Annotated in this window: 13 protein-coding genes; 4 read left to right on the top strand and 9 right to left on the bottom strand. The window is 62.5% G+C overall.

What is annotated here, in order from left to right:
* Position 1: 1 nt before the first annotated feature.
* From dapE to dapD, 5 genes are all read right to left on the bottom strand, one after another.
* Positions 2 to 1,201 (bottom strand): succinyl-diaminopimelate desuccinylase, encoded by a 1,200-nt coding sequence (gene dapE / locus AC0L3N_RS14000; RefSeq protein ID WP_473548130.1) that lies wholly within the window; start codon positions 1,199 to 1,201, stop codon positions 2 to 4.
* Between the two features lie 298 nt (positions 1,202 to 1,499).
* Positions 1,500 to 2,669 (bottom strand): GGDEF domain-containing protein, encoded by a 1,170-nt coding sequence (locus tag AC0L3N_RS13995; RefSeq protein WP_473548129.1) that lies wholly within the window; start codon positions 2,667 to 2,669, stop codon positions 1,500 to 1,502.
* An 84-nt stretch (positions 2,670 to 2,753) separates the two neighbouring features.
* Entirely contained in the window at positions 2,754 to 3,476 is a 723-nt protein-coding gene (locus AC0L3N_RS13990; protein WP_258120974.1) for a hypothetical protein, read from the bottom strand.
* Between the two features lie 21 nt (positions 3,477 to 3,497).
* The gene (locus tag AC0L3N_RS13985) at positions 3,498 to 3,869 is read right to left on the bottom strand and encodes a DUF805 domain-containing protein (protein WP_029347278.1); all 372 of its coding nucleotides are present in this window, start codon (positions 3,867 to 3,869) and stop codon (positions 3,498 to 3,500) included.
* A gap of 27 nt (positions 3,870 to 3,896) precedes the next feature.
* Entirely contained in the window at positions 3,897 to 4,751 is an 855-nt protein-coding gene (gene dapD, locus AC0L3N_RS13980) for a 2,3,4,5-tetrahydropyridine-2,6-dicarboxylate N-succinyltransferase (RefSeq protein ID WP_473548128.1), read from the bottom strand.
* A 143-nt stretch (positions 4,752 to 4,894) separates the two neighbouring features.
* On the opposite strand from dapD, the gene AC0L3N_RS13975 reads away from it, so the two are divergent.
* Positions 4,895 to 5,734, top strand: coding sequence for an LOG family protein (locus AC0L3N_RS13975; protein WP_082982714.1), 840 nt, complete (start codon positions 4,895 to 4,897; stop codon positions 5,732 to 5,734).
* 40 nt (positions 5,735 to 5,774) lie between these two features.
* On the opposite strand, the gene AC0L3N_RS13970 is transcribed toward AC0L3N_RS13975, so the two are convergent.
* A complete protein-coding gene (locus AC0L3N_RS13970) occupies positions 5,775 to 6,482 on the bottom strand; it encodes a pyrimidine 5'-nucleotidase (RefSeq protein WP_473548127.1) in 708 nt (235 codons plus the stop codon).
* Positions 6,483 to 6,643: 161 nt separating this feature from the next.
* Between AC0L3N_RS13970 and AC0L3N_RS13965 the strand changes: the two genes are divergently transcribed.
* A complete protein-coding gene (locus AC0L3N_RS13965) occupies positions 6,644 to 7,405 on the top strand; it encodes a GGDEF domain-containing protein (RefSeq protein ID WP_473548126.1) in 762 nt (253 codons plus the stop codon).
* A 240-nt stretch (positions 7,406 to 7,645) separates the two neighbouring features.
* Here AC0L3N_RS13965 and phhA read toward each other — a convergent pair whose 3' ends face one another.
* A complete protein-coding gene (phhA, locus tag AC0L3N_RS13960; protein ID WP_473548125.1) occupies positions 7,646 to 8,482 on the bottom strand; it encodes a phenylalanine 4-monooxygenase in 837 nt (278 codons plus the stop codon).
* Positions 8,483 to 8,617: 135 nt separating this feature from the next.
* Between phhA and AC0L3N_RS13955 the strand changes: the two genes are divergently transcribed.
* On the top strand, positions 8,618 to 9,094 hold the full coding sequence (locus tag AC0L3N_RS13955) for an Lrp/AsnC family transcriptional regulator (protein WP_029347288.1): 477 nt from the start codon (positions 8,618 to 8,620) through the stop codon (positions 9,092 to 9,094).
* A gap of 119 nt (positions 9,095 to 9,213) precedes the next feature.
* Positions 9,214 to 10,761 (top strand): magnesium-protoporphyrin IX monomethyl ester anaerobic oxidative cyclase, encoded by a 1,548-nt coding sequence (gene bchE / locus AC0L3N_RS13950; RefSeq protein ID WP_473548123.1) that lies wholly within the window; start codon positions 9,214 to 9,216, stop codon positions 10,759 to 10,761.
* Between the two features lie 34 nt (positions 10,762 to 10,795).
* Here bchE and argB read toward each other — a convergent pair whose 3' ends face one another.
* Both argB and AC0L3N_RS13940 read right to left on the bottom strand, forming a co-directional pair.
* Positions 10,796 to 11,689 (bottom strand): acetylglutamate kinase, encoded by an 894-nt coding sequence (gene argB, locus AC0L3N_RS13945; RefSeq protein ID WP_095494100.1) that lies wholly within the window; start codon positions 11,687 to 11,689, stop codon positions 10,796 to 10,798.
* A 100-nt stretch (positions 11,690 to 11,789) separates the two neighbouring features.
* Positions 11,790 to 13,286 carry an amidase gene (locus tag AC0L3N_RS13940; RefSeq protein ID WP_473548122.1) on the bottom strand — a complete coding sequence of 499 codons (1,497 nt, stop codon included), beginning with the start codon at positions 13,284 to 13,286 and terminating at the stop codon, positions 11,790 to 11,792.
* Positions 13,287 to 13,311 lie beyond the last annotated feature (25 nt).

Below are 13,311 nucleotides of genomic sequence, written 5' to 3'. Positions count from 1 at the left end.
ATTACGATACGTCTCGCTTGAACCAGTCTTCGATGAAGCGCTGATAGATCTGCGTCAGCGTCTCGAGGTCGGCAAGCGCGACGCGTTCATCGACCATGTGCATGGTCTTGCCGACCAGCCCGAACTCGACCACCGGGCAATAGTCCTTAATGAAGCGCGCGTCGGAGGTGCCGCCGGAGGTGGAAAGCGCCGGCTTCCTGCCGATCACCGCCTTGACCGAACGGCTGAGCGCTTCGATCAGCCGGTCGTCTCGGGTGAGGAAGACGTGGCTCGGCCGGTCGCGCCAGACGAGCTCGTAGTCGACCGGCGTCGTCTTGCCGGCCCGGTATTTCTTGCGCTTCGCCGCCATGTCGAGACGGTTGTGGATTTCCGCCTGGATGGTCTCGGCGGTCCATGTGTCATTGAAGCGGATGTTGAAGGTGGCGGTCGCCTTTGCCGGAATGACATTGGTGGCTGGATTGCCGACATCGATCGAGGTCACCTCCAGATTGGTCGGCTGGAAGTCCTTGGTGCCTTTGTCGAAGACCGGATGCAGCAAGGCGTCGACCAGCGTCATCAGCCCGCGCACCGGGTTGTCGGCAAGCTGCGGATAGGCCGCGTGGCCCTGGCGGCCGCTGACGATGATGCTGCCGGACAAAGAGCCGCGCCGGCCGATCTTGATCATGTCGCCCAGCGCGTCGGGATTGGTCGGCTCGCCGACGATCGACGCATCCCATTTCTCGCCCTTGGCGGCCGCCCATTCGAGCAGCTTTGTCGTGCCGTTGATGGCCGGCCCTTCTTCGTCGCCGGTGATCAGCAGCGAGACCGAACCTTTCAGGCCGCCTTTCGAACCGAGATGGCGCGCCACCGCGGCGATAAAGCAGGCGATGCCGCCCTTCATGTCGACGGCACCGCGGCCGAACATCTCGCCTTTGGCGATCTCGGCGGCGAAAGGCGGATGCGTCCATGAGGCCTCGTCGCCGACCGGCACCACGTCGGTATGCCCGGCGAACATCAGGTGCGGACCGTTGCCGGAGCGCCGCGCATAGAGATTTTCGATATCGGGTGTGCCGTCCTCGGAAAATACCGGCCGCTCGACGGAAAAGCCGAGTGGCTTCAGCATTTTTTCCAGTGTGCTCAGTGCCCCGCCCTCAATGGGCGTCACCGAGGGGCAGCGGATGAGGGCGGCGAGATTTCCAGCAGGATCGGTCGGCAACGTCATGGGCAAAAGCGATAGTCGAAAGCGCAAGGCCTGTCACGGCCAGACATAAGGGCCAGCCATCCCGCCGACATTATGGTTTTCATGGCGTATAGTCGAAGGCCTAACGCATGTCGCCCAAAAGCATGCGCTCGGGCTTGATCCGTGGATGCGCAGCGGTTGTGGGACAACAACATGCATAAGAACAAAGACTTAAAGCGTGTCGCACGAATCGCTTAGGATCACTTCAGACGCAACGCGCTTTCAGGCTGGATATTTGGATGGACGGAGGCGACAAAAGGCCCAATGATCGCTGGGATCGTCAGTTCGCGGCCCGCACATGCGCCCAGTAACGGCCCTTGCCGGTGCGCTTGGCTTCGTAGAGCGCGTGATCGGAACAGGTGAGGAGGATTTCCGGCTCGCCGCCGTCGGCAGGCGCAAAGGCGCTTCCAATGCTCAACCCGATGGGTATGGCGGTGCCCATGCCAAGGTCGAAAGGCACCGAAATCTTCTCTATGGCCCGCTTTGCCAGGTAGGTGGCTTCAATCTCGGATGTGTCGGGCAGCAGGATGACGAATTCGTCACCGCCGATGCGAAAGACCACATCCCCCGCTCGGAAAGCGCGTTTCAATCGTTCGGCCACCTTGCGCAGCAGCATGTCGCCGACCGCGTGGCCGAAGCGGTCATTGACATGTTTGAAGCCGTCGAGATCCATGCTGAGCACGGCAAACGGCCTGCCGCCATTTGCGGCCTGCGCCGCAAGCTCGCTGCACATGCCGCGCAGTTTCTCCTGAAGGAAGATGCGGTTCGGCAGGCCGGTCAGGGCGTCCTTGATCGCCAGATCGCGATTGTCCAGTTCGGCGCGGATCATGCGGGCGTTGATCGCATGATTTTGAAGCAACACGATGATGACGCCGGCCACATAGAACGGCACTTGAAATCCGACGATAGACATTCCGGGCGCCGGAGAAAACAGCGCGCCAACCAGGAAAGGCAGGCTTACGGCGAGCATGACGAATATGGCGTAGCGCGGAGTCGCTGCGTTGCGCGACGACACCACGCCGACGAGCCCTGCGACATTCAGGGCAGCCAGCACGGCGAGCGCCATATGCCCGCTGACGACGCAGCCACAGCAGCCGAGGCCAAAAATCACCGACCACGGGCCCCCGGCGGCCATGAGGCCTGCCAGCGGCCCCGTTCCCCCACGCTTGCGGGCCCGCTCACATTCCCGCATCAGCAGGAAGCGGACGGCAAACAGGATGAGGTCGGCCGCGATCCAGGCGTAAGGCCACCGGTCGCCGGTGACGACCGCGGCGCTGACTGCCAGCACTAGGACGCTGATGGTGCCGAACAGGACAGCGAATTTGCGGTCGAAGGTGGTATCGAGAAGCCGCGCACGGACAGCTTCCGGTTCCGCTCTCATCGGCGAAGAAAACCAGGCGAACAGCCGCGCGCCGGCACTTCGCCTTCCGCGCGTTTTCGGGTTGGCCAAGGGTTCGTCGTGTGCCAGTCGAGCGCTCCGTGCCGGGCGACACAGTCTCCACGGGCATGCTGGACCAAGGTGATTAAGATTAGCTTAGGTACCTGGACGAGCCGACCGCAACGAACCGTCGATCAGGGTGATCTTTTGCCAGATCTTCCGCGACAGGTTGGAGCTCAGGGTTTCGATGTCGTTGACACCATCGACGACCACATTGTCGTTGACCGACTGGGCGAACAGCGCGGCGATCTTGCCGGTGATCGACAGCATTTCGGAGCAATAGTCGAGGTAGCGGGCGAGATCGGCGCGGTCGGTTATGCGTGCCGGTGAATGCGATGTCGGCTTGAAATCGGTTGAAAGCGCTGCCGGATCTTTGGTCAGCTGATGCATGTCGATGACATGGATCAGCGATCGCAAGCCGTGAAGCTTGCGAAACACCTGCTTGCGCTTGATGCGCTCCTCAGTTCGGATCAGGGCCAGGAAGCCGAGCATCGCGAGGATGATCATGTTGATCAAGGATTCGATGCCTTGCACCGACTGGATGGCATCGTGGGTGCCCGAGATACGGCCGAGCGGCAGGATGGTGCCGACGAACAGGAAGGTCAGCGCGCCGGCGGCAATGGCGGTGACGACGACGCCGCGCAGCCACCAGATCGGCGCTTCCAGCGCCTTCGCCGCCTTGGCCAGATCACGCGACAGCGACACGAGTTCGATGGCGACGCCGCGCAAGCCTGCATCGGGAAAACGCTCGGAGACGCGTTTTTCCAGTCGCTCGGCAGTTTCGATGATCAGTTTCGAATCAAGCGTGCGGTAGCGCATGGCTAGATAACCGACCGGCGCTCAGGATTCGGCCGGCGCATTGGTGCGTTTGCCGTAGCGATTGGGTCCGGGATCGCTTTTGAAGAAGGCCAAAATAATTAGGAGAATGGCGCCGACGATGAGAGAGATCAATGCGTAGTAGGTAGGCTTGCCGAAATCATGGAACCGCTTCGCCGTTAGCGCAAAGGTCGACCATGTCGAGACAACCACAGCGATCCACCAGGCGAGCGCCCAGTACTGACTTGCGGCAGTGCCTAGCGGCGTTCGCGAGAACTGGTAGAGTAGAAAAAGCTGAACCAGGAGCGGCAAAAGACCGGCCAAAACGTAGGCACTGGGGTTCACTCGCCCGGAAAGGCTGAAGAAAAGCCATAGAAATCGAGGTCTGTCGAGCAAGCGGGTGCGTCCGTTTTTTGCGAAGGATCAATCGCGAAGCAGTTCGTTGATCGAGGTTTTGGAGCGGGTCCTGGCATCGACGCGCTTGACGATGACGGCGCAGTAGAGGCTCGGACCGGGCTCGCCATTGGGCAACGGCTTGCCGGGCATCGAGCCGGCGACAACGACGGAATTGGCCGGCACTTCGCCGTAGAAAACCTCACCGGTGGCGCGGTCGACGATCTTGGTCGACTGGCCGATGAAGACGCCCATGCCAAGCACCGAGCCCTCGCGTACGATGCAACCTTCAACCACTTCGGAGCGTGCGCCGATGAAGCAATTGTCCTCGATGATGGTGGGGCCGGCCTGCATCGGCTCCAGCACGCCGCCGATGCCGACGCCGCCCGACAGATGCACATTCTTGCCGATCTGGGCACAGGACCCGACCGAGGCCCATGTGTCGACCATGGTACCGCTGTCGACATAGGCGCCGACATTGACGAAGGACGGCATCAGCACGGCACCTGGCGCGACATAGGCGGAGCGCCGCACGATTGACGACGGCACGGCGCGGAAACCTGCCTTCTCGAAATCAATTGCGCTCCAGCCGTCGAATTTCGACGGCACCTTGTCCCACCACACGGCGTGGCCGGGACCACCCTTGATGATCTCCATCGGGTTGAGCCGGAACGACAGCAGCACCGCTTTCTTCAGCCACTGGTTGACATGCCATTTGCCGTCGGCCTGCCGCTCGGCAACGCGGGCGATACCCCGATCGAGCAGGTCGAGCGCCGACTGGATGGCGTCGCGCGCCGCGCCGCGGGTTGCCGTTGAAATCGTCTCGCGTTCCTCGAAGGCGGTTTCGATGGTGTTTTCGAGGCTCGCCAGATCGGGCTTCGACATGAATTCGCTCCATTACCAAGCTGTTAAGGGGCCGCACCTTAACCTGTTTTGAAAGTCGCCGGACCCTATGTGAAGGCTTGGTGAGGGTCAATCGCGGCTGCGTCACGGGACGGCGCAAGTGAATAATTGGACGGGTAGGTAATATGACTCCTATGGAAAAGGCGGGGTGGACGCCGCTGCCGCATTCGGACGAGGATCTGGAGCGGTCGAAAAGCGTGCCGGACACGCCGCAGACGCGTGCCGAGACCTACCGGTTGGCCTGGAACGATCCCGACTTCATGACGCGGCGCGAATTGCGCGCGGTCAGGCTGCAGCTCGAACTGTTGAAGCCGGAGATGATCCTGGCCGAGCGCGGCATCCGCTCGACCGTCATCCTGTTCGGCGGCGCGCGCATCCCCGAGCCGGACGGTGAAGCCTGGGCAGCCAAAAACGAGACGCAGAAGAAGAACCTCGAGAAAAACAGTAAATATTACGAGGAAGCGCGAAAATTCGCCCGCCTCTGCTCGCAGCAGTCGGCCACCTCCTATTATCGCGAATTCGTCGTGGTGACAGGCGGCGGACCCGGTGTCATGGAAGCCGGCAATCGCGGTGCCGACGATGTCGGCGCACCGTCGATCGGCCTCAACATCGTGTTGCCGCACGAGCAGGCGCCGAATGCCTATGTGACGCCGGAGCTCTGTTTCAACTTCCACTATTTCGCTGTCCGCAAGATGCACTTTGTCATGCGCGCCAAGGCTGTCGCGGTGTTTCCGGGCGGCTTCGGCACGATGGACGAATTCTTCGAGACGCTGACCCTGATCCAGACCGGCCGCATGGAGCGCGTGCCGGTGATCCTGTTCGGCAAGGCGTTCTGGAAAAGGGCGATCGACCTCGATTTCCTCGCCGAGCAAGGCACGATCACCCCCGGCGACCAGGACATCATCGATTTCGTCGACACCGCCGACGAGGCCTGGGGGATCATCAGCCGCTTCTACAAGCTTTAGGCGGCGGGCTGTATCGATCCGGCTGCACGAAGCAACTGCCTCAAGCGATGACGTCGACGATCGCGGTGAGGAATTCGGCAAGGTCGTCGGTGACGAAATCAACATCGTCCTCGTTGGCCGGGTCACGTTCCCAGATCTCCGAGAAGGTAGGCTCGAAGTTGCGCGGCACGACCAGCACCGTGGTCATGCCCAGCGATTTCGGCACGGACAGGTTGCGGGCCAGATCCTCGAACATCACCGCATTGTGGCCGGTGACGGCGTGGAGTTCCGCAAACTTCTCGTAGGTTCGGCGCGCCGGCTTGGGGTTCAGCCCGGCAGCGACGATATCGAAGATGTCGTCGAAATGGTCAAGGATGCCGAGCTGGCGCGCGGTGCGTTCGGCATGCCTGCGGTCGCCATTGGTGAAGATGAACTTGCGGCCGGGAAGCTGGCGGATGGCGGTGCCGAGAACGGGATCGGGAACCAGCCAGGAATAGTCGATATCATGGACCTTCTCGAGAAAATCGTCGGGATCGATGCCGTGGCGCGCCATCAGACCGTTCAGCGTCGTGCCGTATTCCCGGTAGAGTTCCTTCTGCAGCTTGCGTGCATCGTCGCGTGGCAGCGTCAGCAGTTCTCCGACATAGGCGGTCATCTTCACGTCGATCTGCGAGAACAGGTTCGAATGATGCGGATAGAGCGTGTTGTCGAGGTCGAACACCCAGTCGGTGACATGGGCAAAGCGGGCGGGATCCGGGAGCGTGGTCATGCAATCCTTATGGCACGAAACAATGCTTTTGGCAGAGGCTTTATCCACAACTTATGCGCGTTGCGAATGGCGAAAATGGCGCCATGATTCAAATTTTAAGCATCGCCGAAACGTGGCATTCAGGGCTTGCTGGCACAGAGACGGTTCAGGGGGAACCAGCGATGAGCCGCATATTTCTGAAGTCTGCCGCCGTCGCTTTCGCCTCCGTCGCGGTCTCGCTTTTGTTGACGCTGATCATCGTCCCGGCAATCGGCTTCCCGTTCAACCGCACGATCTGGCTGACATCCACGGTCTGCCCGCTCGCGCTTGCCTGGACCGCTAGCGCCTACACCTTCTGGCAGGGTGAGAGGTTGAAAAGCGCCCATCGCGACCTCGCCCGCGCTCATGCACAGCTCGCCGCAGCGCATCGGCGCCTGTCGGAAAAGGCGAGCCGCGACGACATGACCGGCATGCTCAACCGCGAGAGCTTCTTTGCGGCGCTCGAGGCCTCCCGGCGTAAATCCGATCGCGGAGCGTTGCTGATCATCGATGCCGACCACTTCAAGATCATCAACGACAGCTACGGCCATCTGACCGGCGACGAGGCGTTGCTCCTCATTGCAAGCGCGATCGAGCGCGGCGTGCGCAGCGGCGACGTGATCGGCCGCATCGGCGGCGAGGAATTCGGTGCGTTTCTGGTCGGCGCCACCGAACAGGAAGCCAAACGCGTCGCCGAACGCATTCGCCGTGAAGTCGAGCTGATCCGCTTCCGTCCCGTCGATGAGCGGGTCATACCCCTCACCGTCAGCATCGGCGGTGTCACCTGCGGCGAGGATGCCGGCGTATCGGATCTGATGCGTGCCGCCGACCACCGCCTTTACCAGGCCAAGCATCGCGGCCGCAATCTGGCCATCCTGGACAGGGACATTTCCGAAGCGGCCTGAGCGGTCCCGCTCATTGAGAAATCCTAACGCTGTTTGGGCGCAGCCGGGCCCGCTTACACGGCTTAAGCAAGCTAGGTCTCGGCACGGAATTGGCATTGGCCTGCCGGCTGGGCGACCACCTCGGCAAGGTGATCGGCGTGTAGAAGGCCGGCTCAGCCGGCCTGCCGAGGGATCGTGGCCACAGTGCGCCACCAATAACGCCGGCGCCGATCGGCTGGAGCGTCCGAGCCTGCCCAGCATCTAAAGTTTCGCCGGGTCGAGCGGCGGCTTGCCCTTGTGGCGTCCGATGATCGCTGCCATTTCGGCGACGTTTTGGAAGGCATCGCGCAAAACGTCGAAGGACGGCAACACGAAATAGGCGCGCTGGAACTTGTCGATCTCGTAGCTGGTGCGCATCACCGTTTCCAGATCGAAGGGGACATGGTGCGCGTCCTTGCTTTCAATCGCGAATTGAAGTTCCGCAAAGGACGACATCAGCCCGGCGCCGAAAGCCTTCAGCGGTTGGCCTGCTTCCTGGATCAGCCCGTATTCGACAGTGTACCAGTAGAGGCGGCTGCTCATCTCGTCGCCGCCGAGCGCGATCAGATGCTCGGCCTTCTCGCCATACATCTGCATGAAATCGGCAAAGACCGGCTGCGTCAGCGCCGGCACATGGCCGAAGAAGTCGTGGAACATATCCGGCTCGACGATGTAGTCGAGCTCTTGTTTCGTCCGCAGCCAGTTGGTCACCGGGAAGCGGCGGTTGGCGAGGTGGACGAAGAAGGCTGGCGCGGGAATGAGGCCCGGCACGGCGACGATTTCCCAACCGGTAAGCTTGCGCAGCTTTTCGCTGACGACACCGAAATCCGGAATCTTGTCGAGCAGGCCCAGCGTGGCGACGCCGTCGAGATAGGACCGGTGTGCCAACTTTTTAGTCAGCTTCGTCTGGCGGTCGCACAGTGTACGCCACACCGCCTGCTCGTCAGCAGTGTAGTTGTAGCTCTGCTCAACGGTGAAATCGGCACGGCAGACCGAATAGTCGCCGCGAAGGCCTTGTGCCGCGCATTCGCGGGCGTAATCGGCAACGCTCATCGTCATGGCTGTTCTCCCTAGAAATCACGACTAACATTATAAAAGTTTAGCCGGGTCCGGTGAGGCAAATCCGCTTTGATGATGGCCCGAACAGGCGATTTGAGGTAAAAGCCACCACAGAAAAGCTGCAGGAGAGTGAAAGTGCCTCAGTTTGACGATTTTGAGATCAAGATGCTCGATATCTTGCAGCGTGATGGGCGCAAGCCGGTGTCCGAACTGGCCCAGGAGATCGGCCTTTCGACGACGCCATGCGCGCGCCGCTTCGAGGCTCTTCAGAGCGCCGGCATCATCAAGGGATTTGCCGCTGTGCTCAGCCGCCGCGCCATCGGCCTGATGGTCGAAGTGTTCATTCAGGTGCGCTTGGTAACCCACAGCGACGGTTCGCCCGAAACCTTCATCGCCGCCGTGCAGCGCATGGACGAGGTGTCGTCCTGCTGGACGATGACCGGCGACTACGATTTCCTGCTGCATGTGATGGTGCCGTCGGTCGATGAGCTCAACGCCTTTGTCATGCACCGGCTGATGCGGCTCGACGGCGTGCGCGATGTCCACACGCAGCTCGTGCTGCAGAACATCAAGGGGCCGGGCCACGTACCGCTCGGGCACCTCAGGCGATGAGTCTATATCTCGCCGTCTGCATTTCTGCGGAAAAGCTGCACGGAAACTGCTGAACCGGGCCAGCTGCAGGCCCAGATCGCCGACCAGGATGACCGGACCGCCATCGCAAAAGGTCCTTCATGAAAATCGTCCTGATCAATCCGCCGCATACCGCAATCGGCAGCCGCGTGCCCGACGACCATTTGCCGCCGCTCGGCCTGCTGGCACTGGGCGGCCCGCTGATCGACGCCGGCCACGACGTGCGGCTCGTCGATGCCGAGTTCGGACCGATGCCGCTTGCCGCGGCTGTGCAAGATGCGTTGAGCGATCATCCCGATTGCATTCTGATCGGCCATTCCGGTTCGACCTCGGCGCACCCGACAGCCCTGGAAATTGCACGAATGGTCAAGCACCGCGGCCCGGCGACGATGGTGATCTATGGCGGTGTGTTCCCGACCTATCACTGGCGCGACATCCTTGCCGAAACGGATGTCTTCGACTTCATCGTGCGCGGCGAAGGCGAGGCGACCATCGTAGCCCTGGTCGAGGCGCTGGACAGGCGCCGGCCGCTGTCTGACGTGGCGGGCATCGCCTTTCGCGACGATTTGCGCCGTCCCTTTGCCACCAAGCCGGCAGGCACCATCGCCGACCTTGATGAATACCGCGTCGGCTGGGACCTGATCGATGTCAGTCGTTACAGTTATTGGGGCGGCAAGCGCGCGGTGGTCATGCAGTTTTCCCGAGGCTGCCCGCATCTGTGCAACTATTGCGGCCAGCGCGGCTTCTGGACGCGATGGCGGCATCGCGACCCCGTGAAATTCGCGCAGGAGATCGCCTGGCTGCACCGCGAACACGGCGTCGAGCTGATCAACCTTGCCGACGAGAACCCGACCTCGTCCAAAAAAGCCTGGCGCGCCTTTCTCGATGCGATGATTGCGCAGAACGTGCCGGTGCTGATCGTCGGCTCAACCCGCGCCGACGACATCGTTCGCGATGCCGACAGCCTGCATCTCTACCGCAAGGCAGGCGTCATCCGTTGGCTGCTGGGCATGGAAAACACCGACGAGCAGACGCTTGCATTGATCCGCAAGGGCGGCAGCACTTCATCCGACCGCGAGGCGATCCGGCTGCTGCGCCTCAATGGCATCCTGTCGATGGCGACCTGGGTGGCCGGCTTCGAGGACGAGCGTTTTCGCGATCTCTGGCGCGGCTTCCGGCAGCTCATCGCCTACGACCCGGACCAGATCCAGGCGCTGTATGTCACGCCGCACCGCTGGACGCCGTTCTTCAGGATCGCCAGGGACCGCAAGGTGATCCAGCTGGACGCCCGCCTGTGGGACTACAAGCATCAGGTGCTGCAGATGACCCGGCTCAAGCCGTGGATGCTGTTCTTCAGCGTCAAACTGATCGAACTGGCGGTGCAGTCCCGGCCCAAGGCCCTGGCGCGCATCCTGTTCCACAAGGATCCAGAGCAACGGCATTCGATGCGCTGGTATACGAAAATCGGCCGCCGCGTCTGGTTCCGTGAAGTCTGGGGCTTTCTCGCGCGGGATCGCCGTCTTGAGGACGGGCCGACGCTGGCCGCGTTCTGGGGTGCACCGCAGGACGAGGAAGAGCAATCGATGACGTTCGTACATCAGGTCCGCAAGTCTGCTGAACCAGCCATCGGGATTTCGCCGAGCGCCTGAGTCCAACAATGCCCGGCAAGCTGTCAGCCTGCGCTCAAGGCACGATCAGCGTGCCGGCGCCGTGTTCGGTAAACAGTTCGAGCAGCACGGAATGCGGCGTCTTGCCGTTTAGGATGACGACGCCCTCGACGCCGCGCTCGATCGCCTCGATGCAGGTCTCGACCTTGGGGATCATGCCGCCCGACACCGTGCCGTCCTTGATCAAGGCCTTGGCCTCGGCCACGGTCAGCTCATCGATGAGCTTCTTGTTCTTGTCGAGCACGCCGGGCACGTCGGTGAGGAACAGAAGGCGTGTCGCCTGGCAGGCACCGGCAATCGCGCCGGCGAAGGTGTCGGCATTGATGTTGTAGGTGTGGCCGTCGCGGCCCGGCGCCACCGGCGCCAGCACCGGGATCATTTCGGACCGCGCCAGAAGGTCGAGCAGCGTGCGGTCGACCTCGATTGGCTCGCCGACGAAGCCGAGATCGAGCACGCGCTCGATATTGGAGTCCGGGTCGATCATGGTCTTGCGCGCCTTTTCGGCGAAAACCATATTGCCGTCCTTGCCGCACAGGCCGATCGCCCATTCGCCCTCGGCATTGATCAGCGCGACGATCTCCTTGTTGATCGAGCCGGCCAGCACCATCTCGACGATCTCGACCGTCTTCTGGTCGGTGACGCGCAGGCCGCCCTCGAACTTCGATTCGATGCCCATCTTGCTCAGCATGGCGCCGATCTGCGGCCCGCCGCCATGGACGACGATCGGGTTGACGCCGGATTGTTTCAGCAGCGCGATGTCGCGGGCGAAGGCCTTGCCGAGTGCAATGTCGCCCATGGCATGGCCGCCATATTTCACCACGACCGTCTTGTTTTCGTAGCGCTGCATATAGGGCAGCGCCCTCGAAAGCAGAGCGGCCTGCATTTCGGCGGTGGCGGCGAGGTCCGTCATCGGCATGGTTCCCAGCTTGGCATGAACGGCGGCGTCTTAGCGGGAATTGGAGCAGGGGGCAAACGGCTTTGCTGTCACATCAGGTGAAATCGGCCCGCTTTTATGCCGGCAACTGCAGCGGCGCCCGCCGCTCCTGCCATCCCGAAATCTTTTCCATTTGCGCGGCGAAGGACAACAAGGTCTCCTCGTCGCCGGGTCGGCCGGCGGCCTGGATGCCGAGCGGCAGGCCGGCATCGGTGACATGGACAGGCAGCGTGATCGACGGCTGGCCGCTGACGTTCTGGATCGCCGGCCAGTGGGCGAACCATAGGCTCTTGTCCATCAACTGGCCGAACAGCGGCTTGAATTTCAGCAGACGGGCAAGCTGCAGCCTGTCGAGCACGTCCTCTATGAACGCATCGGCGCCCTTCGGGTCCATGGCGCCGCAGGCGAGCGGCGGATGGGCGATAACAGGCATCAGCACGGCATCGTACGGCGCGGTCTCGGTGATCAGGCGGCGCGACGTGGCGTGCAGCCGCTGCAGGCCAGCGTAGATCTCGCCGGCCGAGACGATCTCGCCGAAGCGGCTCATCAGACGCGTGGCGCGCTCGACGTCGCCCGAAACGGAGCGGCCGACGCGCAAGACTTCAATGCGCATCGCGCCGGCGACTGCCGCAGCCACCGTCCTGGCGAAGTCGGCGATGAAGTCGCGGCCGATATAGGACAGATCGATCTCCTCGATCGTGTGGCCGCCTTCGCGCGCCAATGCCACAGCCGTGTCCAGCGCCGTCAGCGTCTCGGCCGATATCGGCAGGCCGAGCGGCGATTTCCGATAGACGGCCAGTTTCAGCTTGCCGGGGTCGCGCGCCGCCGCGGCGGCAAAAGTTCCCCTCGGCGGCGGCGCCGCATACGGTGACAGCGGATCGGGTCCATGCGTCAGGTCGAGCAGCAAGGCCGAATCCCGGACCGAGCGGGCAACGGCGTGGTCGACGACCAGACCGTACCAGCTTTCGGTGACGAGCGGCGACAGCGGCACACGGCCGCGCGAGGTTTTCAGCCCGACCAGCCCGGTGCAGGCGGCGGGAACGCGGATCGAGCCACCGCCATCCGAAGCATGTGCCACCGGCACGACGCCGGCCGCGACCAGCGCCGCCGCACCCCCGGACGAGCCGCCGCTGGTATGGGCCGTATTCCACGGATTGCGGGTGATGCCGAAAGCGGTGGATTCGGTCATCAGCCTCAGCCCATGTTCGGGCGAGGTGCTGGTGGCGATCGGGACAAGGCCGGCGGCCAGATGGCGTTCGGTCATCACCGAGTCGAAATCGGCAACGAAAGCCGGAATGCGGCTGCCGCCGTGCGTCGGCACGCCTTTCATGGCGATGCCGAGATCCTTCAGGGCAAAGGGCACACCGGCCAGTGGCAGCTTGCGGTCGATGGTTCTCGCCCGCGTCCGCGCCGCCTCGTAAAGCGGCTCGGCGATGGCATTGATGTCCGGGCGAGTGGCCTCGGCCCGCGCAATCGCCGCATCGATGAGCTCCTGCGGCGAGATTTCTCCCTTGCGCACCAGGCCGGCCAGGCCGATTGCGTCATGTTCCCACAAGGCCTGTTCGACGGACATTCTTGCTTCCCCCAAATATTGGCAA

It is taken from the genome of Mesorhizobium sp. WSM4807 (genome assembly GCF_055811615.1).
Note: the sequence above shows the minus strand (reverse complement) of the source record. Positions and strands in the feature narration are given on the sequence as shown.

Excerpts from the sequence above, each read along its gene's own strand:
- AC0L3N_RS13975 (WP_082982714.1), top strand. The coding sequence starts at position 4,895 with ATGACTCCTATGGAAAAGGCGGGGTGGACGCCGCTGCCGCATTCGGAC.
- phhA (WP_473548125.1), bottom strand. The coding sequence starts at position 8,482 with ATGACGATGAGCGTTGCCGATTACGCCCGCGAATGCGCGGCACAAGGC.
- AC0L3N_RS13990 (WP_258120974.1), bottom strand. The coding sequence starts at position 3,476 with ATGCGCTACCGCACGCTTGATTCGAAACTGATCATCGAAACTGCCGAG.
- dapE (WP_473548130.1), bottom strand. The coding sequence starts at position 1,201 with ATGACGTTGCCGACCGATCCTGCTGGAAATCTCGCCGCCCTCATCCGC.
- dapD (WP_473548128.1), bottom strand. The coding sequence starts at position 4,751 with ATGTCGAAGCCCGATCTGGCGAGCCTCGAAAACACCATCGAAACCGCC.
- AC0L3N_RS13965 (WP_473548126.1), top strand. The coding sequence starts at position 6,644 with ATGAGCCGCATATTTCTGAAGTCTGCCGCCGTCGCTTTCGCCTCCGTC.
- AC0L3N_RS13940 (WP_473548122.1), bottom strand. The coding sequence starts at position 13,286 with ATGTCCGTCGAACAGGCCTTGTGGGAACATGACGCAATCGGCCTGGCC.
- bchE (WP_473548123.1), top strand. The coding sequence starts at position 9,214 with ATGAAAATCGTCCTGATCAATCCGCCGCATACCGCAATCGGCAGCCGC.
- argB (WP_095494100.1), bottom strand. The coding sequence starts at position 11,689 with ATGACGGACCTCGCCGCCACCGCCGAAATGCAGGCCGCTCTGCTTTCG.
- AC0L3N_RS13970 (WP_473548127.1), bottom strand. The coding sequence starts at position 6,482 with ATGACCACGCTCCCGGATCCCGCCCGCTTTGCCCATGTCACCGACTGG.